Origin of the sequence: Comamonas testosteroni (genome assembly GCF_000761245.1) — a bacterium.
Lineage (GTDB): Bacteria > Pseudomonadota > Gammaproteobacteria > Burkholderiales > Burkholderiaceae_C > Comamonas > Comamonas testosteroni_C.
The window spans coordinates 47,685-69,526 of sequence record NZ_AWOR01000047.1; the positions used below are offsets into that span (position 1 = coordinate 47,685).

At 63.3% G+C, this 21,842-nt stretch carries 17 protein-coding genes; 6 read left to right on the forward strand and 11 right to left on the reverse strand.

The window, feature by feature from the left end; all coding sequences use genetic code 11:
- Positions 1-47 precede the first annotated feature (47 nt).
- From P353_RS13510 to hemE, 3 genes are all read right to left on the reverse strand, one after another.
- Positions 48-1,169, reverse strand: coding sequence for an asparaginase (locus tag P353_RS13510; RefSeq protein ID WP_052084860.1), 1,122 nt, complete (start codon positions 1,167-1,169; stop codon positions 48-50).
- A gap of 195 nt (positions 1,170-1,364) precedes the next feature.
- The gene (gene priA / locus P353_RS13515) at positions 1,365-3,557 is read right to left on the reverse strand and encodes a replication restart helicase PriA (protein WP_034370120.1); all 2,193 of its coding nucleotides are present in this window, start codon (positions 3,555-3,557) and stop codon (positions 1,365-1,367) included.
- A gap of 660 nt (positions 3,558-4,217) precedes the next feature.
- The gene (gene hemE, locus P353_RS13520; protein ID WP_034370285.1) at positions 4,218-5,333 is read right to left on the reverse strand and encodes a uroporphyrinogen decarboxylase; all 1,116 of its coding nucleotides are present in this window, start codon (positions 5,331-5,333) and stop codon (positions 4,218-4,220) included.
- Between the two features lie 216 nt (positions 5,334-5,549).
- Here hemE and P353_RS13525 point away from each other — a divergent pair, with 216 nt between their 5' ends.
- The gene (locus P353_RS13525; RefSeq protein ID WP_052084861.1) at positions 5,550-6,416 is read left to right on the forward strand and encodes a GNAT family N-acetyltransferase; all 867 of its coding nucleotides are present in this window, start codon (positions 5,550-5,552) and stop codon (positions 6,414-6,416) included.
- A 62-nt stretch (positions 6,417-6,478) separates the two neighbouring features.
- Here P353_RS13525 and P353_RS13530 read toward each other — a convergent pair whose 3' ends face one another.
- Positions 6,479-6,994: a hypothetical protein gene (locus P353_RS13530; protein WP_034370123.1), complete on the reverse strand. Its 516-nt coding sequence runs from the start codon at positions 6,992-6,994 to the stop codon at positions 6,479-6,481.
- A gap of 348 nt (positions 6,995-7,342) precedes the next feature.
- On the opposite strand from P353_RS13530, the gene P353_RS13535 reads away from it, so the two are divergent.
- Positions 7,343-7,729: a VOC family protein gene (locus P353_RS13535; RefSeq protein WP_034370127.1), complete on the forward strand. Its 387-nt coding sequence runs from the start codon at positions 7,343-7,345 to the stop codon at positions 7,727-7,729.
- A gap of 30 nt (positions 7,730-7,759) precedes the next feature.
- Here P353_RS13535 and P353_RS13540 read toward each other — a convergent pair whose 3' ends face one another.
- Positions 7,760-10,039 carry a protein-disulfide reductase DsbD family protein gene (locus tag P353_RS13540; protein WP_052084862.1) on the reverse strand — a complete coding sequence of 760 codons (2,280 nt, stop codon included), beginning with the start codon at positions 10,037-10,039 and terminating at the stop codon, positions 7,760-7,762.
- A 100-nt stretch (positions 10,040-10,139) separates the two neighbouring features.
- Positions 10,140-11,735, reverse strand: coding sequence for an MATE family efflux transporter (locus P353_RS13545; protein WP_052084863.1), 1,596 nt, complete (start codon positions 11,733-11,735; stop codon positions 10,140-10,142).
- A gap of 96 nt (positions 11,736-11,831) precedes the next feature.
- Between P353_RS13545 and P353_RS13550 the strand changes: the two genes are divergently transcribed.
- A complete protein-coding gene (locus P353_RS13550; protein WP_034370130.1) occupies positions 11,832-12,707 on the forward strand; it encodes a creatininase family protein in 876 nt (291 codons plus the stop codon).
- 305 nt (positions 12,708-13,012) lie between these two features.
- Here the strand turns inward: P353_RS13550 and P353_RS13555 are convergent, their stop codons facing one another.
- The 3 genes from P353_RS13555 to P353_RS13565 all read right to left on the reverse strand — a co-directional run bounded on the left by P353_RS13555 (position 13,013) and on the right by P353_RS13565 (position 15,274).
- On the reverse strand, positions 13,013-13,999 hold the full coding sequence (locus tag P353_RS13555; protein ID WP_034370134.1) for a Bug family tripartite tricarboxylate transporter substrate binding protein: 987 nt from the start codon (positions 13,997-13,999) through the stop codon (positions 13,013-13,015).
- 101 nt (positions 14,000-14,100) lie between these two features.
- Positions 14,101-14,550, reverse strand: a complete 450-nt coding sequence (locus P353_RS13560; protein WP_034370137.1) for a hypothetical protein — start codon at positions 14,548-14,550, stop codon at positions 14,101-14,103.
- A gap of 46 nt (positions 14,551-14,596) precedes the next feature.
- Positions 14,597-15,274, reverse strand: coding sequence for a histidine phosphatase family protein (locus tag P353_RS13565; protein ID WP_034370140.1), 678 nt, complete (start codon positions 15,272-15,274; stop codon positions 14,597-14,599).
- Positions 15,275-15,559: 285 nt separating this feature from the next.
- On the opposite strand from P353_RS13565, the gene P353_RS13570 reads away from it, so the two are divergent.
- The 3 genes from P353_RS13570 (at position 15,560) to P353_RS13580 (ending at position 19,210) form a co-directional block, all read left to right on the forward strand.
- Positions 15,560-16,588 (forward strand): extracellular solute-binding protein, encoded by a 1,029-nt coding sequence (locus P353_RS13570; RefSeq protein WP_034370297.1) that lies wholly within the window; start codon positions 15,560-15,562, stop codon positions 16,586-16,588.
- A gap of 143 nt (positions 16,589-16,731) precedes the next feature.
- Positions 16,732-18,384 carry an ABC transporter permease gene (locus P353_RS13575; protein ID WP_034370143.1) on the forward strand — a complete coding sequence of 551 codons (1,653 nt, stop codon included), beginning with the start codon at positions 16,732-16,734 and terminating at the stop codon, positions 18,382-18,384.
- 166 nt (positions 18,385-18,550) lie between these two features.
- Entirely contained in the window at positions 18,551-19,210 is a 660-nt protein-coding gene (locus P353_RS13580; RefSeq protein ID WP_034370146.1) for an ABC transporter ATP-binding protein, read from the forward strand.
- Between the two features lie 14 nt (positions 19,211-19,224).
- Here P353_RS13580 and P353_RS13585 read toward each other — a convergent pair whose 3' ends face one another.
- Positions 19,225-20,151, reverse strand: coding sequence for a PhzF family phenazine biosynthesis protein (locus tag P353_RS13585; protein ID WP_080750536.1), 927 nt, complete (start codon positions 20,149-20,151; stop codon positions 19,225-19,227).
- A gap of 259 nt (positions 20,152-20,410) precedes the next feature.
- Positions 20,411-21,589 carry a PLP-dependent aminotransferase family protein gene (locus P353_RS13590; RefSeq protein WP_034370154.1) on the reverse strand — a complete coding sequence of 393 codons (1,179 nt, stop codon included), beginning with the start codon at positions 21,587-21,589 and terminating at the stop codon, positions 20,411-20,413.
- Between the last annotated feature and the right edge of the window lie 253 nt (positions 21,590-21,842).

Here is a 21,842-nt window from a genome sequence, read left to right on the forward strand (position 1 = left end):
CTCCCGAAGAGAGAGGGGGAAGGCGCGAAGAGCCTCAGGGGGAGTGTTCAATACTCCCAGAACATCCGCTGCAGTTCCTTGGTGTTGGCGCCCTTGGTCAACGCCAGCATGGTCAGCAGGCGTGCTTTTTCGGGGCGCATATCGTGGGCGACCACCCAGTCGTACTTGTCGTCGGGCTGCTCGGCATTGCGCAGCACAAAGCCGTAGGGCACGCGCGACGAGCGCACGATGAACACGCCCTTGCCGCGGGCATCCTGCAGCGGCTTGACCATGCGGTCGGCCACCGAGCCATTGCCGGTGCCTGCATGGACGATGGCCTTGGCGCCGGCATCGACCAGGGCATTCACGGCCGTGGGCTGGACGCTGCCATAGGCATAGACGATGTCCACCTGAGGCAGCTTGTCGATGTTGTCGATATTGAACTCGGAGTTCATGGTGTGGCGCTTGACGGGGGCGCGGAACCAGTAGTTCTTGCCCTCGACCACCATGCCCAGCGGGCCCCACTGACTCTTGAAGGCACCGGTCTGGATGTTGATGTCCTTGTTCACATCGCGGGCGGTGTTGATCTCGTCATTCATGGTGACGAAGACGCCCTTGCCCTTGGCGTCCTTGGAGCCTGCCACGCTGACGGCATTGACCAGATTCAGCGCGCCATCGGCTGACAAGGCCGTGCCCGGGCGCATGCTGCCGACCACGGCAATGGGCTTGTCGGTGTGCACGGTCAGGCTCAGGAAGTAGGCGGTCTCGGCCAGCGTGTCCGTGCCGTGGGTGATGACGATGCCGTCCACATCAGGCTGCTTGGACAGTTGCGAGACACGCTTTGCCAGGGTCAGCAGATTGTCGTTGGTAAAGCTCTCGGAAGCGATCTGGAACACCTGCTCGCCGCGCACATTGGCGATCTGGGCCAGCTCGGGCAGGCCGGCCAGCAGTTTGTCCACAGGTACCTTGGCGGCCGTGTAGGTGGCGCTGTTGACGGTCGAGGCACCGGCACCCGCAATCGTGCCGCCCGTGGCCAGCACCACCACATTGGGTTTGGCTGTCTGCGCCTTGGCCGCCTGCGCGGCCGCAGGCGATGCATCCTGCGCCAGGGCTGCGCCGGGGGCGGACAGAACGCCCAGAACGGCAATGGTGGCAGCCAGCAAGGACTGGCGGAAGACATGTTTTTGCATGAAGTAGTGCTCCGTGATTGAATGAAACGGCCTCTTGTGGAGCCGAGCCTCACACCATGCAATAGCCATGCCGGCTTGCCCATTCGCGCAAATCCCGATGGATTTGCCAAGCGCCTGCGGTTTATATAAATTGATAGCTGTCAGCGCTTATGGGTAAAGGGTTAAAGACTTAAAACCCTTATATTTATAGCGACTTTAGATGCTGAGCGGATCCACATCCACCAGCCAGCGCACCAGCGGCCTGTGCTCGGGCAGAGTACGCAGCCAGTGCAGATACTGTTGCCAGGCATTGAGAAAACGCAGCAGGGCGCCGCGGTTGCCGGCTTCCAGCAGCATCTGGGCACGCTCCACATTGGCCACGCGCTGCACCGCCATGGGGATCGGCGGGTAGATGAACACCTCGTCCAGATAAGGCAGCCTGGCCTCTTTGGCGACCTGGGTGGCGGCATTCAGAAAGGCCTGGGCGGCTTCCTGGGTGCGTGCATCGGCCCGGACTATGGCCTGAAAGGCATAGGGCGGCATGCCCGCATCCAGCCGTTCCTTGAGCTGCTGCCTGGCAAACGCCGGGTAGTCATGCTTGCGCAGTGCGGTGTAGACGGCGTTTTGCGGGTCGTGGCTTTGAATCCACATCTCCGGATGGCTGCCCTGTGCCTTCACATATTGCGCATCGCGCCCGGCGCGCCCGGCGGCCTGCATCAGCAGGCAGAACAGCCGCTCCGGGGCGCGATAGTCGCTGGAGTAAAGCGCGCTGTCGGGTTGCACCGCCGCCACCAGCGTAATGCGCCGGAAGTCATGGCCCTTGGCCACCATCTGAGTGCCGACCAGCACATCCACGTCGCCGGCATGCACCTGGGCCAGTTGCTCCTCCAGACTGCCCTTGGCCTTGGTGGTGTCGGCGTCGATGCGCGCCACGCGGGCCGGATTGCCGTCGGGGCGCTGCACATTGCGCAGCAGCCGCTCCAGCTCTTCCTGCAACTGCTCCGTGCCCTTGCCCAGTGGCAGGATGTCGGGGTTGCCGCAGCTAGGGCAGGCAAACGGCACACGCTGGGTAAAGCCGCAGTGGTGGCAGCGCAACGTGCGGTCGCCCTTGTGAAAGACCTGGTGAGCGCTGCAATGGGGGCAGTCGCTTTTCCAGTTGCAGTCGGCGCAGAACAGCACGGGGGCAAAGCCGCGGCGGTTGAGCAGAATCAGGCTTTGCTCGCCGCGTTCGACGCGCTCGGTGATAGCCTCGATCAGCGCAGGCGAGAACACGGCGCGTTTGGGCTGCTGGCCCATGTCCACCATTCTCACTCTGGGAAGGCTGGCCGCGCCTGATCCGGCCGCGCCGATACGGCTGGGCATATACAGGCGCAGGTAGCGGCCGACTTCGGGTTCCGAGGCATGCCAGCTCTCCAGCGACGGTGTGGCGCTGCCCAGAATGACTTTGGCGCCGGCATCGCGCCCGCGCCAGATGGCCAGATCGCGTGCCGAATAGCGTGCGCCTTCCTGCTGCTTGTAGCTTGCGTCATGTTCCTCGTCGACCACAATCAGCGCCAGTTGCGGCACGCTGGCAAAAATAGCCATGCGCGTACCCAGCACGATGCGGGCGCGGCCCGTGTGAGCGGCCAGCCAGCTTTTGAGACGCTGCGGGTTGGTCATGCCGCTGTGCATGCTGACTACGGCGTCCTTGCCGTACTGAGGCACGAAGCGGGCGACAAACCGCTCTTCCAGCTGAGGCGTGAGGTTGATCTCTGGCACCATCACCAGGGCTTGAGCCTCTGGGTTGGCATCCAGCACGGCTTGCACCGCACGCAGATAAACCTCGGTCTTGCCGCTGCCCGTGCTGCCGTATAGAAGGAACGGGCCTGGGTGTTGCTCAATTTGCTCGAAAACCGAGGATTGCTCGGCGCTGAGTGCGACCCAAGGCGTTGCGCTGCTGGCGTCCGGCGTGTGAGTCATCGTCTCGGTGCTCGCTTGTGCTGCTTCGGCAACTGGTGCCTGTGCCTTCTTGCGCTTGCCGGCCGGTGTCTTGGCTGCCTTGGGCGGAGCCAGCCGCCGTGCCAGTTGTTCGGGCGACATATCGCGCAACTGAGGCGGCAACGCGGTGACGGCAATCTCGCCCAAGCTGCGCTGGTAATAGTGCGCGGCAAAAGCCACCAGCCGTCGCCAGGCCTGATCCAGCGGCTCTATGCCTTGCAGCAGGCCGGCAATGCTACGCAGTTCCACCCCGTCTGGAATGGCTTCGGGGGCGGCGGGCGTATCCCAGACCACCCCCAGCAACTCTCTCTTTCCCAAAGGAACGCGCGCCAAGGTGCCGGGCTCCAGCCATGCATCGCTAACGTAGCTCAACAGATCACCTACGGCGCTGTGGGCAGGGGTCTGGACGGCAACGTAAACGATATGGGGCATGGAGTTGGATCAGGGAAAGGCGCTGCGGAGGCCGCGGTTCCTCAGAGCTATAGCAGATTTTGAGGCCTGCAAAGGCTTTGCGTTCTGTGGATAACTTTGTGAGAAACAATATGCGCGAAAGGCCTGGGCAAGTCCTGTTCGCGTTTGCAAGCCGGCAGGGTGACTGAGTGGTTGAATAATTAATTTATTTAAAACAAAGACTTATATGCAATCGTGGCGCGATGGGGAGCTTGCTTTGGCAGAGTGCTGGCAGGGAGTCTGCCTCGCCATATCTGTGCATAAATCAGGCGACGAGTCACTGTCAACCGAGAAGCTCCCTAAACCTAAATGCGTTCAAACCGCGGCGCAAAGCCCTTAACTTCTCAAAAAAATAGCACTAGAGCAAGCAGCCATGAGGCGTGCAGTTATCTCGGAGCATCCACATGTGGATAACTTCCGTCAATCGACTCCGAGGTCGGTGAAAAAATAAAAAAGCGCCAAACACTGCTGGCGCCGAATTTTTCAGGGTCTGAGATTTAGTGATTTGAAATCAATGATTTGCTGCCGCTTTACTGCATCTCAGGCCGGTGATTGTCGTTCAATAACCATTTGATCTTATCGGGTGATTGGGGGCCACTGTTCTGCAACAAATGCCTGGGAAGGCATTTGTTGCAGGTGGAGTCAGCCCTTTGTGCGCAGCAGGCGCGAGTGGCTGTGCACTGTCTCGACCAGCGCGGCCACATGTTCGGGTGGGGTGAACTGGCTGATGCCGTGACCCAGATTGAAGATGTGGGTGGGGCCGGTGGTGCTCTTGTCGGTATGGGGCTTGCCAAAGCTGTCCAGCACGGCACGCGCCTGGGCGGCGACCTGCTCGGGTGCGGCAAACAGCACATTGGGGTCGATATTGCCCTGCAGCGCCTTGCCTGGGCCGCCAACCTCGCCGCCCACGATGGCGCGAGCCTTGCCCAGATTGGCCGTCCAGTCCAGACCCAGCACCTCGCAGTCGATGTCCTTCATGTCAGGTAGCCAGATGCCTCCACCCTTGGTGAAGACGATGCGGGGCACATCGCTGCCGTCCACACCGGTACGCTTGAGCTGAGCCAGCACGCGCTTGGTATAAGCCAGGCTGAATTCCTGGAAAGCGCCGTCGGCCAGCACACCACCCCAGCTGTCAAAAATCATCACTGCCTGGGCACCGGCATCGATCTGGGCGTTCAGGTAGGCAGCTACGCTGTCGGCGTTGACTTCCAGGATGCGGTGCATCAGGTCGGGGCGCGAGTACATCAGCGACTTGACGGTGCGGTAGTCATCGCTGCCCTTGCCCTCGGTCATGTAGCAGGCCAGAGTCCAGGGGCTGCCCGAGAAGCCGATCAGCGGCACACGGCCATTGAGCACTTTGCGGATATTGGTGACGGCGTCAAACACATAGCGCAGCTTGTCCATATCGGGCACGGCCAACTCCGCCACGGCGGCTTCGTCGCGTACGACCTTGGCAAAGCGCGGACCCTCGCCTTCGGCGAACGACAGGCCAAGGCCCATGGCGTCGGGCACGGTCAGGATGTCGCTGAACAAAATGGCAGCGTCCAGAGGGAAGCGATCCAGCGGCTGCAGGGTCACCTCGGTGGCGTAGTCCACATTAGTGGCCAGGCCCATGAAGCTGCCGGCCTTGGCGCGGGTGGCCTTGTACTCGGGCAGGTAGCGTCCCGCCTGGCGCATCAGCCACAGGGGCGTGTAGTCAGTAGCCTGGCGACGGCATGCGCGCAGGAAGGTGTCATTGGTCAGGGGGGCGAAACTCATATGCTGATTGTCGCCCACTCCGGCTTTCCCATTCACCACAATCCCGAGCAGCAATTCAGCCCTCTGTGCTGCGATGGCGGCTGCCATTGTTTGTCATGCAAGCGTCATCCAAATGTCGCGCGGGCTTCATCTGTGTTTTCCACAATGACGCCACGCAGACACACCGTGTGGCACAGGCAGGCCGCCAACTGCGTCCAACACCGGAGGAAAGCAGACATGAGGCATCCCGAGATTCTTGATGCGCTGAATGGCCAGAGCATCGCGACGACACCATCATCGGCTCCCTCGCTTTCCCATCGCCCCGCCAGTCCCGTGCATGCTGCCGCGCCCGCTTTGCGCCTGCAGGTGCGCTGGGCCCGACATCTGGATGAGGTGCGTCAGGCGCAGCGCCTGCGCTACCAGATCTTTGCCGAAGAAATGGGGGCTGTGCTGCAGACGCCCGTGGCTGGCCACGATATCGATGTCTTTGACGATTTCTGCGAGCATCTGATGGTCTGCGATGAAGAGCAGAACAAGGTGATCGGCACCTACCGTCTGCTGACCCCTGCTCAGGCTCAGCGTGCCGGCGGTCTGTACAGCGATCAGGAATTCGATCTCTCGCCCATCAACGCCTGGCGTGAGCAGATGGTCGAGCTGGGGCGCAGCTGCGTGCATGCGGAGCATCGCCAGGGCGGCGTGATTCTGGCGCTCTGGGGCGCGCTGGCCGAATTCATGCAGCGCAACCGGCTCGAGGCCATGGTGGGCTGCGCCAGCATTCCCATGCAGTACCCGGGTCTGGCCCATGGCGAAGGCCCGGCACGCATCTGGCAGCAACTGCGCCAGAGCCATCTGGCCGAGTCCGAGCTGCAGGTGCGTCCCCGCGTAGCCCTGCCCGAGGAGCTTGCACATATCAGCAATGTCTCGGCTGATGCGTTGAAGGTCGAGCCGCCAGCGCTGATTCAGGGCTATCTGCGTGCCGGTGCCAAGGTGCTGGGAGCGCCGGCCTGGGACAGCGACTTCAATACGGCCGATCTGCCCATCATGATGCGCATGCAGGATCTACCCTCTCGCTACCGCCGACTGTTCGGGCGCATGAAGGCCTGAGGCGAGGGCAGAAAGCAAAAAGCCTGTGGCCATGCCACAGGCTTTTTTGATGGCTGGGCGGGTCATGCCGCGTGGCTGGGCTCATCCTCCAGGCCTTCGGCAAACAGGCCCAGCGCCGTAACCATCAGGCCCAGCATGAGGAAGGCATAGGCTGCAATGGACAGCACCAGACTCATGCTGTAGCCCCATTGCAGAACCGAGCAGGCCCAATCCCAGGATCCATAAAGCGCGCTGCACTGATTGCTGGCCGGCATGTGCACATACCAGGTGACGGCGATCCACATCAGGATCAGCATCACCACCGTGGTGCGAAGCTTGTGTGATGGCGTCTGGTCCATGTTCTTGAGCAAGACCAGCGGTATGGCTCCGCCCCAGACAAACATCATCAGCCAACTGAAGGCAGGAGCCTGCGCCAGTGCCTGTTGCAACCAGTGCATCTTGGGCATGCTGTTGATGCTGGCCAGGACGTCCCAGGCAAAGGGCAGGGCCAGACCGGCGATTGCCAGACTGGCCAGCGCCAGTGCACGCAACAGGCAAAGACGTTTGTGAGACGGCTGGTGGATAAGGTTGGCATGCATGGCTTACCTCCTGTGCAGTTCAGGCAGTCCGCAGTGGTCAACGCGTGCAAGGCTGGCAAAGGCTGGAAACTGCGGTTGCGCCTGGCTTGTGGGCAGTTCCAGTCTAGAGCTTTTGCCTGGTTTGTGCCATAGGCACTGTGCGCCTGCTTGAAGTCGCGCTCCAATCCAGGCCGAAGTCATGTCAGGTATTGCCGGTTTGACCAGGGCGAGGCCGATGTGCCCAGTCGTAAAGTTGATTGCGCCACGTTCATTGAGCTTGCCGGGGCTGGCATCTGCCCACCCCTGGGACTAAGCTTGGTCTGCTCGACTCAGGGCCATGACCCCGCAGCGCCGGGCAAAGGAGTTCTTATGCTGAGCCATTCTGCTGTGACGACGATGCTGCCGGTGATGGATATGGCGCGTGCTCGTGCTTTCTACGAAGAAAGCCTGGGTCTGCAGCCAGGAGAGCTGCGGCCCGATGGAAAGTTTGTTTACCTGGTTGGCGGCAGTGCGCTGGCCCTGTTTCCAAAGCCTGGTGGTACCAAGGCCGAGCACACTGCCATCAGCTTCCGGGTGCCCGACATCGCTGCAAGCATTCAGGAACTGAAAAGCCGGGGTGTGGTGTTTGAGGACTACGACTTCCCCGACTTCAAGACCGTCAACCATGTCTGCGTGCTGGGGTCCGAGAAGGCTGCCTGGTTCAAGGACACGGAGGGTAACTACCTCTGTCTGCACGAGGAGGTGGCGCCAGCCTGAGTTGCGTCATGCCCTGCGCGCAGTAATGCCCTAGATCTGTTTGAGTGCGTCAAGTACCTCGCTCTTGGAGAGCAGCTCGCTCATCACCACAGGCGGTCTGCCGGGCAGGTACAGCACGTAGACGGGTACGCCGCTGCGCCCCAGCGATTGCAGTGCCCGGGTGATGGCCGGGTCTTGGCGTGTCCAGTCGGCGCGCAGCAACTGCACCTGGTGCTGTGAAAAGGCGGCGAGTACCTCTGCATTGCTCAGCGTGGTGCGCTTGTTGACTTGGCAGGTCACGCACCAGGCGGCCGTGAAGTCCACAAACACCGGTTGGCCCGCAGTCTGGGCCGACTGAACCTTGTCTGCGGACCAGGGCTGCCAGAGTTCGCCGGCCTGTGCCTGGGCTTGGCCTGCAGGCTCTGCCTTGATCAGCGGCAGGGCGTAATAGGCCACGCCAATAGCCAGCAGCAAGGCGAGCGCTCCGAGGCTCAGGCGGCTCTTGCCGCGCAGGCCCAGGGCCCAGATCAGCGCAGCCAGCACCAGCAGCAGCGCCAGCAGGGCTGCTGCTGCATCCATGCCGCCCTGATGACCCAGCACCCAGACCAGCCAGACCACGGTGGCAAACATGGGGAAGGCCATTGCGTGGCGGAAGGTCTGCATCCAGGGCCCAGGGCGGGGCAGCCAGCTCACGACTGCGGGCACGAAGCTGGCCAGCAGATAGGGCAGGGCCATACCTATGCCAAGCGCCGCAAACACCGTCAGCGCCTGCGCCGCTGGCATATCGATGGCAAAGCCCAGCGAGGCACCCATGAAGGGCGCTGTGCAGGGCGATGCGATGGCCACGGCCAGCACGCCTGAGAGAAAGGAATCCAGCATCGGGTTGCGCGCCTGGGCGCTGGCAATGCTGCTGGGCAGCAGATTGCCGAACTCGAACCAGCCGGCCAGATTCAGTCCCAGCACGGTGAACAGCGCCGCCAGCAGCGACACCACCACGGGCGACTGCAGCTGGAAGCCCCAGCCCAGCTGCTGGCCCGCCGCGCGCAAGCCCAGCAGCAGTGCGCCGAGTGCCACAAAGGACAGCACCACGCCTGCGGTATATGCCAGGCCGCTCAGTTTCTGGGCATGGCGGTTCTGGCCATGACCCGAAAACCCCAGTACCTTGATGGCCAGCACAGGAAACACGCAGGGCATGAGGTTGAGGATCAGGCCGCCGATCAAACCGCCCAGCAGCGCTGCCAGCAGGCCTGTGCTGCTGGCGCTGCCCGAGGTCTGGGCAGGAGCTGTTGCATTCTTGTTCGCTTCCAGTGCGGCCGCGAGCGCGGGGGAAACGCCGGTCAGAGTGGCTGGCGTCCATTGCCCCTGCACATCCAGCGTGCTGCGCCAGGCGATAGGTTGACCCTTGTCCAGGGCTGCAGCGCGGTCCTGGTCCGCCAGGGCCACAACAATGGCCAGTTGCGGTGGCGTATCGCTGCGCATATCGGACAGCGGCAGACCTTCGGCGACCCAGGCGTCGCCATCCCAGCGTTGCTGCCAGTCCTTGCCAGATTCGGCAGCATGCTTGAAGGTCTCCGCATTTTCGGGGTAGAGCTCCAGCGTTTTGCCCTTGATCGCTGCCGGCAGGCCGGCGACACGTAGATGGATACGGTCGTCAGCGATCTTGGCATTGGTATCGGTGGCCGGCTGCACGCTGGCCTGGCCATTGCCGCTCAAGGCAACGGGTTGCTGCGCCCGGGCCTTGAGGAAATCTTCGCTGTTGGCGGCGGTGCTGCCGACCACGGGAATTTGCAGGGTGAACTCGCCGCTTTCGGGGATGCACTCCACGCGGCAGATCAGCCAGCTGGCGGAAAGATGAACCTCCACCATGCCGGAGGCGGGAGCCTTGAAGTCGCTGGCGACCTTGACCGGGATGGGCAGCAGCACGGTGTTTTCATAGCCGTAATTGACCAGCGGTCCCACCCGCAGCGCATGGGGCGTGGGCCAGTCAATGCTGCCGGCGCTCAAGCCCGATGGCAGCTGCCATTGCAGCTCGGTCGGCAGGCCCGAGTCGCCCGCATTCTTCCAGTAGGTATGCCAGTCGGGTTCATGCGCGAGCTTGAGTCCCAGCCAGAAACTCTGGCCGGCAGCAATTCCCTCGGGGGCCTGAGCTACCAGTTCGGCCCGCACACGCGGGGTTTGCACCAGGGCGGTGGAGTTGCTGGCTGATGTTTTGAGCTGAATTCCGGCTGTGGCGCTTGTGGATAAAGCGCTTGAAGCTATCAAAAGCAAGGCAAGCAGCCAGAGCGCAAGCAGCGACGGGCGAGGGCGGCGTGAAGAAATGGCAAAGAGCATGACGTTGGTAAGAGCCTGGGCCGGTATTTTGGTTCCTGAACCGCAGCAGTATGGTCAGCAGTGATTAAGTCGGTATGAGTGCCTCTGCCGTCAAGCGGCTTCAGGACTTGTCCACAGCCTGGGCCTGATTGGCCACGGGGCTGGGCGGCTGACCACCGACTTCGGCCGGCATGACAATGCGCTCGCAGTTGCTGGCGTTGTTCAGCAGTGCATCGGCATTGACGGAGGTGTGGTCGGCGGCGTCCGGAGGGGCTGTGATTGCCGGCCCGGCTTGCCTGGCGGGCAGCATACGGGCCTTGCGCCAGTGGCCCCAGCGGTAATAGGCCAGCATCATCAGCATGGAGCAGACGGAGCTGATGGGAAAGCTCCACCAGATGGCATCCACGCCCATCACGGGTTGCAGCCAGCGTGCCACGGGAACGCGTATGCCCCACATGGCAATCGCCAGAATGAGCACCGGTGCCATGACGGCACCCGTGGAGCGCACCACGCCGGCCAGAACAAACGTCACGCCGAAGAAGAGAAAGGAGCCAATGGCAATGTGGTTGAGGTGGCGGGCCACCTCCAGCGAGGGGCTGCCGCCGGGCAGAAACCAGCCCAGCACATGACGGTCCAGCAACACGATGAGGGCGATCAGGCTGCCGGTCAGCGCAAGGTTGCCAAGCATGCCGGCATTGGCCGTGGCGCTGACGCGCTTCCAGAGGCCTGCGCCCACGTTCTGCGCCGCCATGGACGAACAGGCTGCGCCTATGGCCATGGCCGGCATCTGCACATAGGTCCACAGCTGCAGCGCGGCGCTATAGGCGGATGCCGTCTGCACGCCGTGTTCGTTGACCATGGAGATCATGGCGATCATGGCCAGCGAGATCATCACGATCTGCACGCCCATGGGCAGGCCCTTGACCACCAGAGTGCGCACAATCGTCAGATCGGGCTTGAACAGCCCCAGCTGCCGGCGACCTATCCACAACGGGTGGCGGCGCAGACGCAGCCAGCCCAGCAGGGCCGCAAAGCTCACGGCATTGGCAATCAGCGTGGCGACCGCCGAGCCCTGGATGCCCATGCGCGGCACGGGCCCCCAGCCAAAGATCAGCAGAGGGTTGAGGGCCATGTCCAGCGCCACGACGACGAGCAAAAACCAGAACGGCGTTCGGGTGTCTCCCGCGCCGCGCAGGGCCGCCGTCACAAAGCTGAACATGAACAGCAGCGGAATGGCCAGAAAGATGATCTTGAGATAGGCCTCGGCCAGCGGCAAAGCCGCCTCGGGCGTGCTCATCCATTGCATGAGATGGCGCGAAAGCGGCCAGCCCAGCAAGGCAATCAGCACTGAAACAACACCAAAAAACGTAGCGCTGGTGCCAAGCACCCGCTTTGCCTGCGCGATGTTTTTGGACCCCATGCTCTGGGCAATCAGGATATTGGTTGCCATGCTGATGCCAAACACGGCGCCGATCAGCGCAAACATCACATTGTTGGCATTGGCGGTGGCCGTCAGCGCGGCCTCGCCCAGGTGACCGCCGACCCAGATGGCATTGACCGAGCCGTTGAGCGACTGCAGCACATTGCCGGCCAGAATCGGCAGGGCAAAGACCAGCAAGGTGCTGGCAATCGGGCCCTGGGTCAGGTCGCGGGTCTGCGGCTTGGGGTTGACGGTGCGCGCACTCTGGCGCGGGGCGCTTGCGGAGGCTTCAGGCATCGGTCCATTGTGGGGCATGTCGGGCGGTTGCGGTTGACGGGCGGTGGGCCCGGAATCCGGGGCCTGAAGTGGTTTCGGGACGCTGGCGCAGCTACGATGATGGCCATGAGCAATACCCCGACCACTCCCGCAAGCGCGCTTCCTCGCTGGCCGTCACGCTTCTGGGCCCAGGCCTCGGCCCATGACTTTGCCCTGGCACAGAGCAATGGTCTGGCCGCCGACACCGTGGCCGTGCTGCCCGTGGCGGCGGTGGAGCAGCATGGGCCGCACCTGCCGCTGTCGGTGGATGCCAGCCTGATAGAGGGCGTCATCGATGCCGCTCTGGTGCAGCTGCCTGCCGAGCTGCCGGTGCTGTTTCTGCCACCGCAGAACATCGGCTTTTCGGTCGAGCATACGCACTATGCGGGCACATTGAGCCTGCAGCCGGCCACGCTGATTGCGCTGTGGACGGAGCTGGGCGCCTGCGTGGCGCGCGCCGGCATCAAGAAGCTGCTGCTGCTCAACGGTCATGGCGGCCAGGTCAGCGTGATGGACATCGTGGCGCGCGAGCTGCGCATCAAGCATGGCCTGCTGGTCTACAGCGCCAGCTGGTTCGGGCTGGTGGACGACGCGGCCAACCAGCAGTTCTGCGCGCATGAGCATCGCTTCGGCATTCATGGCGGCGAAGTGGAGACATCGATGATGCTGCACCTGGCGCCCGAGACCGTGCATATGGAGCGTGCGCAGAACTTCGCCTCCAGCTCGGAGCAGCGGGCCGGCAAATACCACTTCATCGGCAATGGCCGCAGCGCCAAGCTGGGCTGGGCCATCGAGGACTACAACCCGGCCGGAGCCGTGGGCAACTCCGCCGCTGCGACGGCCGAGCGCGGCGCTGCCATGGTGCAGTCAGCGGCGCAAGGCCTGGTCAGGCTGCTGGGCGAGATTCATGATCTGCCCCAAAGCACGGTGGAAAACCAGCCGCAGCCGCTTTGAATTCAGGAGCTTCTAACGCAATGACAGCCTACATTTGAAAGCTGTTTTTTATTGAAAACCAATGCTATAAAGCGATGTAAGCTACTTAAAGAATAGCAAAGCAAGCAGGAAGGACCTGAAAGGCCACTGCAAAGATCTGTTTCATCGCAAGCCTCGTTCAACGCAAGCCGCAAAACACTGGCGTGCTCCATGCGCGTGACAGCGAGCAAGACCTAGGCGGCCCCTGCCGCCGCGCAGTGAGGCTGTCGCCCCCTTCCGGTGCGAAGCACCAGAGAGGGGAAGGTGCGCGAGCGCCACAGGGGAGCTTACTGTTTAGCAATCTTGGCCGTGGTGATGACATCGCCCCAGCGCTTGATTTCCGATTGCAGCAGCTTGGCGGTCTGCTCGGGCGTGCTGGCCTGGGCCTGCACATTGAGCTCGCGCAGCTTCTTGGCGACCTCGGGGTTGTTGACGGCGGCGTTGATTTCCTTGTTCAGACGCGCGATCACGGGGGCGGGTGTCCTGGAGGGGGCAGCCAGCGCATTCCAGGACGAGGCCACAAAGCCCTTGACGCCGGATTCCTGGGCCGTGGGCACATTGGGCAGCAGCGGCGAGCGCTTCTCTCCCGTCACCGCGAGCAGGTTCACGGCCTTGGAATTGATCTGGCCCATGATGGGCGTGAGAATTTCCACGGCCGCATCGATCTGCTTGCCGCGCAGCGCGGTCACCACGGCGGGTGTGCCGTTGAAGGGCACGATCTGCGCATCGATGCCTGCCGTGGTCTTGAACAGCTCGGCCGCCAGATGCTGGGTGCTGCCCACGTTGATGCTGCCCAGGTTCAGCTTGCCGGGATTGGCCTTGGCGTAACTCACCAGCTCGCCCAGGTTCTTGAAGGGCGACTTGGCATCGGTGATGACGCCAATGTCGAAGTAGCCCAGCGTGGAGATGGGCGTGAGGTCCTTGACCATGTCGAAGGGCAGATTGTTGAACAGGTTCACCGTGACGGCGCTGCCGTTGGACATGAGAAACAGCGTATGTCCGTCGGGCGCAGCCTTGGCCACGGTGTCGGCCGCCACGATACCGCCCGCGCTGGGCTTGTTGTCGATGACCACGGGCTGGCCGAGCTGGGTGGACAGCTGCTGGGCCACCACCCGGGCCGTCACATCGGCCACGCCGCCGGCCCCGAAAGGAACGACGATGCGGATGGGACGGTTGGACAGGCCTTCGGCCTGGGCGGTGGCGGCAAATCCGCTCAGCAGGGCAGCCCCCGCTGCGGCACTGATCAGGGATTGGGTAAAACTGCGGCGTTTCATGCTTGTCCTTCTATCTGAAACTTTTGTCCAGAGAGTGTGCCGCCGAAAAATGCCCGGAGGCAGCCGCAAAGCGTTCTGTCTGCTATGCCGCACAGGTATGGCTAGTTGCCGCTTGCTTGCAGGGCAGCCAGTCCCCAGTGATGCATGGCCTCGCGCAATATCAGCAGGGCGGCCGCATGTTCCGCGGTCTGCGGCAGTTGCGGGTCGGCATGGCCGGACTGCTGGGCCTGGCGCGCCAGCAGCTCGAACAGGTTCTCGATGGCCTCGCGCGACGCCTGTGTGGCTTGCGGGTCGGCCGTGGCACTGTGGATCAACTGCCTCAGCAGCGGGTCTGCCGTTTGCAGCAGGCTGGCACCTGCAGGCAGCCAGCGCCCGGCCGGCATGATGGCATCCTCCACATCGGCAATCGCGTTTTCCAGTGTCAGCGCATTGGGCATGCGCTGGCCAAATGCCTTGACCAGGGTGGCCATGCCTATGGGTAGCCGATGTTGCTGCGAGCCGATGTCGAGTGTCAGCGCCGTATCGCCAAGGGTGAGAAAGATGGAGTCCATTGCGGCTTTGTAGCACTTTGCGTTGGCCGGCTCCGGGCTTGAGGGGTCAGGCGCTGGTGATCCAGCTTCTGTATTCGGCGCTATCGAGATGGTTGAGCGTGTTGAAGCTTTGCAGCATCAAGCGCTTGGGGCTGATGCTGAACTCGGTCACGGCAATATTGCGCAGCCGCATATTCAGGGCAATGGTCACCTCGGGCGCGGTGCCAAGCACCTGGCCCACGGCAGTGGAGATGGGACCGCCGCTGCTGACCAGCAGCACGTTGCGGCCGCTGTGCTGGTGGCGTATCTCCTCAAGCACTTGGTGCACGCCGTCCGCAAAGCCGTTCCAGTCGGGCATGCCCTGCGGGCTGATGGTTCCTCCCATCCATTGCGCCAGCGCGTCGCACAGCAGGCGGAAATGATGGCGGTACAGCTCGGGCGTATCGGGCCTGGGCAGAGGGGCCGGGTGGATGGCGCGCAGCAGGGCTTCGCTGTCGTACTCGTTGAGTCCGGGCCGGCTTTGTGCCTCGGTGCTGGAAGCGTTGCCCAGGCCCTGGACGATGCCGGCCAGCGTCTGCTGATGGCGCTTGAGCGTGCCGGCATAGACGGCGTCGAACGTCAGACCTCGCTCACGCCAGTATTCACCCAGACGCACGGCCTGTTCCTGGCCGCGTGTGCTGAGCTGGTCGTAATCATCCGCGCCAAACGAGGCCTGGCCATGGCGCACAAGGTAGAGGTTTCCCATGGCGCGGATGTTGGGCCTTGCCCGCTTGCGGCGCTGTCATGCCTGCGACCTGCTGGCGCTTGGGTGACAGTGCCGGGGGGCATATTTCCGCAACTGTCGTCCGGATTGGAGTCCTGGCAGGGCATGCCTCTCGGTTAAGATAGTTGAGAGCTATTCTCAAAAACATAAAAACACGCTCCGCTTTCGGTACTGGTTCACGGATCTCTTGCACTTGGCTGGCAGGAGACTTGTCGGTTTCGAGGCGGAGCGTGTTTTTTTATGCCTGTTCACCTTCTGGAGCCCTTCATGTTTCGACGACCCCTGTTTGCACTGGCCGCCGTTGCCAGCCTGTGCGCCCCTGCGCTGTCCGCCCACGCCGAGGACATCACGCTCTACACCACCCGTGAACCGGCTCTGATCCAGCCCTTGCTGGCTGCCTTCACGGCGCAGACCAAGATCGGCGTGAAGACGGTGTTCGTCAAGGACGGCCTGCTGGAGCGCGTCAAGGCCGAAGGTCAGCGCTCGCCTGCCGACGTGCTGATGACGGTGGATATCGGCAATCTGCTGGATCTGGTGGACGGTGGCGTGACGCAGCCCGTCAAGTCCAGCGCGCTGGAGGCGGCCATCCCGGCCCAGCTTCGCGCCGCAGACAACCAGTGGTTTGCGCTGTCCATGCGGGCCCGCGTGCTGTATGCCGAAAAGGACATGAAGATCGGCGCCTTCCGCTATGAAGACCTGGCCAAGCCGCAGTTCAAGGGCAAGGTCTGCAGCCGTGCCGGCCAGCACCCGTACAACACGGCGCTGATTGCCGCCATGATTGCCCATGACGGTGAAGCCAAGACCGAACAGTGGCTCAAGGGCGTCAAGGCCAATCTGGCGCGCAAGGCCACGGGCGGCGACCGCGATGTGGCGCGCGACATTCTGGGCGGCATCTGCGATGTGGGCCTGGCCAACACCTATTACGTGGGCCATATGAAGGCGGCCAAGGAAGGTACGGACGCACGCAAGTGGGGCGATGCCATCAAGGTCATCAAGCCTACTTTCAACGATCCCAAGAGCGGCACGCATATCAATATCAGCGGCGCCTCGGTGGCCAAGCACGCTCCCAACCGCGATCAGGCCGTGAAGCTGCTGGAGTTCCTGGTCTCCGAGCCGGCCCAGAATATGTACGCCCAGGCCAACTACGAGCACCCTGTGCGCAAGGGCGTGGCGCTGGACCCCGTGGTGGCCCAGAGCATCGGCGAGATCAAGATCGATCCGCTGCCGCTGACCGAGATCGCCAAGCACCGTAAGGCTGCCAGCGTGCTGGTCGACAAGGTGGGGTTTGATAAATAAGTAGCCCCCTGAGGCGCTGATGCGCCTTCCCCCTCTCTCGCTTCGCGGGAGGGGGACAACACCTTCGCTGCGAGGCGGCTCTTGCTCGATGTTCCTTTGATGGAGCATGCCTGTCCAAGGGCCGTTTCCTTTTTGATTTTTTGATGTTTTCTTATCTTCGTTCAGGGCTCAGGCCCGTCGGGCCGGTGTGGCAGGGCGCAAGCTGGTTGATTGCGCTGGGTGTGTTTGCGCCCATTGCCTCGCTGGCCTGGCTGGCTCTGGGGGCGGACTGGGCGCACTGGCAGGATCTGCTGCGCTATGTGCTACCCGATGCCGCCGCCAATACGGCCTGGCTGCTGGGCGGGGTGGGCCTGATGGTGCTGGTGGTGGGCACGGGCTGTGCCTGGCTGGTGACGGCCTTTGATTTTCCGGGGCGGCGCTGGCTGCACTGGGCGCTGCTGCTGCCGCTGGCCATGCCGGCCTATATCGTGGCCTTTGCCTATCTGGATCTGCTTCACCCCATAGGCCCGGTGCAGGGTGCGCTGCGCTGGTTGCTGGGTTACGACAGCCCGCGCCAGTGGCGCCTGCCCGATCTACGCTCCATGGGCGGTGCGATCTTTGTGCTGGGCTTCACGCTCTATCCCTATGTGTACATGACGGCACGGGCCATGTTCATGACCCAGCCGGCGCATCTGATGGAAGCCGCACGCTCGCTGGGTGAAACCCGCTGGGGTGCTTTTTGGCGCGTGGCCCTGCCCATGGCGCGGCCGGCGCTGGTCGTGGGGCTGAGCCTGGCGTTGCTGGAGACGCTCAACGATATCGGCGCGTCCGAGTTTCTTGGCGTGCACACGCTCACGGTGTCGATCTACACCACCTGGGTCACGCGCTCCGATCTGGCTGGCGCCGCGCAGATTGCCTGCTCCATGCTGCTGGCCGTGGTGGCACTGGTCTGGCTGGAGCGTCAGGGCCGCAGTCGTCAGCGCTTTGGCTCTGCCCAGCGCATGAGGGCCATAGCGCCGCACCGCCTGCCCGCAGGCCGGGCCTGGCTGGCAACACTGGCTTGCAGTCTGCCGGTGCTGGTCGGCTTTGCTGCGCCAGCGGCCTATCTGGCTTGGGAAAGCGGCAAGCGTCTGGTACAGGGCTCGGGCGTGTCCGAGGGCCTGGTGTCCAGTCTGCTCAACACGTTGGGGCTGGCGCTGGGCGTGACAGTGATCGCCGTGGCTGCAGGTCTTGTCGTGGCCTGGGCCACGCGCACGGGCATCAGCACGCGGGCGCCTTCGCGCTGGCCAGCGCAGTTGGCGGCGCTGGGTTACGCCGTGCCGGGCACGGTGCTGGCCATCGGCCTGTTGACGCCGGCGCTGGCGTTCGACGCCGGGCTGGCCCAGTTGTTCGGTATGGATGGTCTGCCTCTGATGGGGCAGGGCATTGTGCTGGTGGCTGCCTGCGTGATTCGCTTCCTGGTCATGCCCGTGGGCGGTATCGAGGCCGGACTGGCCCGTATCCCGCCGACGCTGGAACAGGCCTCGCGCCTGCTGGGCGAAAGCCGCCTGGGCACGCTGCGCCGCGTACACCTGCCGCTGCTGAGGCCTGCCATGGCCACCAGTGCCATGCTGGTATTTGTCGATGCCATGAAGGAGCTGCCCGCCACCTTGCTGCTGCGCCCGGCCGATTTCGACACCCTGGCCACCTGGCTCTATGCCGAAGCCGCGCGCGGGACCTATGAGGAGGGCGCGATCGCCGCGCTGTGCATTGTGATTGCGGGGCTGGTTCCCGTCATGCTGCTGGCGCGCACGCAGCTGTCGGATGGGCAGCGATGAATACGCATGAAAATCGGCTGTGGCGCTTATTTATATTGCGTAAGCAGCTATTGAATATGAATAGGATGAACAGGACTTGTGCAAACAAAAATGCAGCAACGGCCGGCCTCCCGAGGCAGTCGTCCTGCCTGAACCTGTTTTGCCTAAGTCTTGATGAAGTGATTGCATGACCGCCTCTCTACAAATTGCGCAGCTGCAACTGGGCTATGAAACGCCTACGGGTCTGCACACCGTGCTGCAGGGCTTTGATCTGCAGGTGCCTGCAGGTCATATCGCCAGCCTGCTGGGGCCCTCGGGCTGCGGCAAGACCTCTGTGCTGCGAGCGATTGCGGGTTTTGAGCCGGTGCGCGCGGGCAGCATTCATCTGGGCGAGGTATTGCTCTCCGGCCCCGGCACGCATCTGCCTCCCGAGCAGCGCCATGTGGGCATGATGTTTCAGGAATACGGTCTGTTCCCGCACCTGACGGCCGCACAGAACGTGGGCTTCGGCCTGCGCCGCATGGGCAAGCCAGAGCGCGACAAACGTGTGCAGGAGCTGCTTGCCGTGGTGGGACTGGCAAATTCAGGTAGCAAGTTCCCACACGAGCTGTCCGGCGGGCAGCAGCAGCGTGTGGCGCTGGCCCGCGCCCTGGCGCCGTCCCCGGCCTTGCTGCTGCTCGATGAGCCATTTTCCAATCTCGACGCTGCCACGCGCGAGCGTCTGACGCTGGAGGTGCGCGACATTCTGCGGGCCACCGGGCAGACGGCGATTCTGGTCACGCACAACGCGCAGGAGGCCGAAACCATGGCCGACCAGATCTGCAGGATGACGCCGTCTCAGCTCTGAGCCGGCCCTGAGGTCTAAAGCAGGACGCGGCCTGATGTGACGGTCACCGTGTGGCCGCCCACCCAGAGATTGCCTTTGGCTGCGGTCTGGACATGAACCTGTCCGTCACGGCCCACGCAAACGCCTTGCGCGGCGATATAGGGCGTCTGCAGCAGACCTTCGCCCGTCAGCCATTGGGCCAGCGCAGCATTCAGGCTGCCGGTGACAGGGTCTTCGCTGGCGGTCTCGCCTATCAGGGCGCGCACTTCGAGGCGTGGCTGGGCTGAGGTCACTTTTTCTTGGACGGCCTCTTCAGCCTGCTTCGCAAAAGCGCGGGCCTCGCGGCTGGAGCGGCCAATCAGCGGGGCATCCTCTTCCACCTCATAAATGGCAGCCAGACCGGCTTTGGCTCCCAGCTTTTTGAGCGCTCCAAAGTCTGGCTCCACACTCAGAACCGTATCGGGGTGGTCCAGCAGCATTCCCAGCCAGGGTGATCCGTTATGGAGGCTGCGTGCCATCAGCAGCTGCTCACGCTGCAGGCCCAGCGCCTGCAGAACGGGTGCCAGTTCTTCTTCGGAAATCTCCTGAGAGTCGAGTGAGGGCGCTTCGAAAAAAAGAGCGCCTTGTGCATTGCAGCCAATGGCTACCAGGCCTTTTTTGCACTCCTGCAGTACCTGCTCGGGGTTGCGCGGTTGGCCGCCCTGGGCCAGCCAGGCATGGCAGCTGCCCAGCGTGGGGTGGCCAGCAAAAGCCAGCTCGCCCGCAGGCGTGAAGATGCGCAGCTGGTAGTCGGCCCCTGCGGCCAGCGCTGCTGTGCTGGGCTGCAGCACAAAGGTGGTTTCCGACAGATTGGTCCAGCGCGCAAAGGCCTGCATCTGAGCATCGCTCAAGCCATCGGCGCCCAGTACCACGGCCACAGGGTTGCCGAGCAGCGCGGTGTGCGTGAACACGTCCACGGTCATATAGGGACGGGATAGAGCGGCATGGGTAGCTGGAGCAGACATGGGCAGCGATTGTCGGCAAAAAGAAAAACCGGCGCTGCACGGAGGTTCGTGTCAGGCCGGTTGATGAGGCATTGCACATGCCATGGGGTATCAGAGACGCCGAGCAAGAGCCGAGGTGGCCCCGCCGCCTTGCGGCGATGGCGTCGTCCCCCTCCCGAAGAGAGAGGGGGAAGGCGGGGCCGCCTAGGCGCGGAGCGCCTCAGGGGGAGCTTTCAGATCAGAGGCTGGCCTTGATGGCCTCAGCCAGAGACTTGACGCCGACGTTGATCTGCTCGGCAGACACCGTCACGTAGGACAGGCGCAGTGTGTTGTTCTGTGCATCGCCGGCGTAGAAGGGCGCGCCGGGCACAAAAGCCATATTGCGCTCCACCGCCTTGGCCAGCAGGGCCTGGGCGTCCATGCCTGCAGGCAGCTTGACCCAGAGGAACATGCCGCCCACAGGACGTGTCCACTTCACGTCGAGGCCGGCCATCTCGCGCTCCAGAGCCATCAGCATCACATCGCGCTGGGCCTTGTACATGGCGCGGATGGTGGGCACATGGCGGTCCAGGAAACCGTCCTTGATGACTTCGGCCACGACGCGCTGGTTGAAGCTGGGGGTGTGCAGATCGGCAGCCTGCTTGGCCTGGGTCAGCTTGCCGTACACGGACTTGGGCGCGACGATGAAGCCGATGCGCAGGCCCGGGGCCAGCACCTTGGAGAACGAGCCCATGTAGATCACGCCCTCGGGGTTGCGTGCAGCCAGGGGCAGGGGAGGCTCTTGCTCGTACCAGAGGTCGCCGTAGGGGTTGTCCTCGATCAGGGGAATGTCCAGTTCCCTGGCCTTGTCGACCAGGGCCTGGCGGCGCGCATCGCTCATGGTGCGGCCGGTGGGGTTCTGGAAGTTGGGCAGCACATAGGCCAGGCGGGCCTTGTCGGCGCCGCTGCCGATCTGCTTGACAAAGTCGTCGATCAGCATGCCTTCGTCATCGCTGTCCACGCCCACGGCCACGGGTTCCATGGGGGTGAAGGCCTGCAAGGCGCCGAGGTAAGTGGGCTTTTCAACCAGCAGACGGCTGCCCTTGTCCAGGAACACCTTGCCGATCAGGTCCAGCGCCTGCTGGCTGCCGGTGGTGATCAGGATCTGCTCGGGGTCAACGCTCCAGGGCAGGAAGTCTGCAATCGCCTGACGCAGCGGGGCGAAGCCCTCGGTGGTCGAGTACTGCAGGGCTGCGGCACCGTCACGCTGCATCACGGTCTGGCAGGCTTCGGTGAACGCATCCAGAGGGAAGGCCTTGGGGGAGGGCAGGCCGCCAGCCATGCTGATGATGCCGGGGCGGTCGGTCAGCTTGAGGATCTCGCGGATGGCGGAGGAATTCATCTTGGCAGCACGTTCTGCCAGCGTCCAGGTTGTCATAAAACAGTACTCGATCTCTACGTTGCCAGCCCGGGCAGGGCTGGCCGGTGTGCATTCTCACGCCATTGTCGGGCATGTGCCGGCCTGAGCTTGGGGCTCGGGATGCAATCGCTGCGACGCACAAAGCGCTGCAACCATGCACCAGCAGGTGGGCTTATTGTGTCGCGGCCGGTTTGCCTGTGTGGGCTGGCGGGCAATTGCGACTGTTTGGTCTGCAGTCGGTGAGACCGCAGACCGTGACCATAGCCCTGAG

What these genes read in the sequence shown, in the direction of transcription:
- P353_RS13585 (WP_080750536.1), bottom strand. Translation starts at nt 20,151, where the DNA reads ATGACCGTGGACGTGTTCACGCACACCGCGCTGCTCGGCAACCCTGTG.
- P353_RS13565 (WP_034370140.1), bottom strand. Translation starts at nt 15,274, where the DNA reads ATGGGAAACCTCTACCTTGTGCGCCATGGCCAGGCCTCGTTTGGCGCG.
- hemE (WP_034370285.1), bottom strand. Translation starts at nt 5,333, where the DNA reads ATGAGTTTCGCCCCCCTGACCAATGACACCTTCCTGCGCGCATGCCGT.
- P353_RS13535 (WP_034370127.1), top strand. Translation starts at nt 7,343, where the DNA reads ATGCTGAGCCATTCTGCTGTGACGACGATGCTGCCGGTGATGGATATG.
- P353_RS13580 (WP_034370146.1), top strand. Translation starts at nt 18,551, where the DNA reads ATGACCGCCTCTCTACAAATTGCGCAGCTGCAACTGGGCTATGAAACG.
- P353_RS13545 (WP_052084863.1), bottom strand. Translation starts at nt 11,735, where the DNA reads ATGCCTGAAGCCTCCGCAAGCGCCCCGCGCCAGAGTGCGCGCACCGTC.
- P353_RS13525 (WP_052084861.1), top strand. Translation starts at nt 5,550, where the DNA reads ATGAGGCATCCCGAGATTCTTGATGCGCTGAATGGCCAGAGCATCGCG.
- P353_RS13540 (WP_052084862.1), bottom strand. Translation starts at nt 10,039, where the DNA reads ATGCTCTTTGCCATTTCTTCACGCCGCCCTCGCCCGTCGCTGCTTGCG.
- P353_RS13560 (WP_034370137.1), bottom strand. Translation starts at nt 14,550, where the DNA reads ATGGACTCCATCTTTCTCACCCTTGGCGATACGGCGCTGACACTCGAC.
- P353_RS13550 (WP_034370130.1), top strand. Translation starts at nt 11,832, where the DNA reads ATGATGGCCATGAGCAATACCCCGACCACTCCCGCAAGCGCGCTTCCT.
- P353_RS13570 (WP_034370297.1), top strand. Translation starts at nt 15,560, where the DNA reads ATGTTTCGACGACCCCTGTTTGCACTGGCCGCCGTTGCCAGCCTGTGC.
- P353_RS13590 (WP_034370154.1), bottom strand. Translation starts at nt 21,589, where the DNA reads ATGACAACCTGGACGCTGGCAGAACGTGCTGCCAAGATGAATTCCTCC.
- P353_RS13510 (WP_052084860.1), bottom strand. Translation starts at nt 1,169, where the DNA reads ATGCAAAAACATGTCTTCCGCCAGTCCTTGCTGGCTGCCACCATTGCC.
- priA (WP_034370120.1), bottom strand. Translation starts at nt 3,557, where the DNA reads ATGCCCCATATCGTTTACGTTGCCGTCCAGACCCCTGCCCACAGCGCC.
- P353_RS13575 (WP_034370143.1), top strand. Translation starts at nt 16,732, where the DNA reads ATGTTTTCTTATCTTCGTTCAGGGCTCAGGCCCGTCGGGCCGGTGTGG.
- P353_RS13555 (WP_034370134.1), bottom strand. Translation starts at nt 13,999, where the DNA reads ATGAAACGCCGCAGTTTTACCCAATCCCTGATCAGTGCCGCAGCGGGG.
- P353_RS13530 (WP_034370123.1), bottom strand. Translation starts at nt 6,994, where the DNA reads ATGCATGCCAACCTTATCCACCAGCCGTCTCACAAACGTCTTTGCCTG.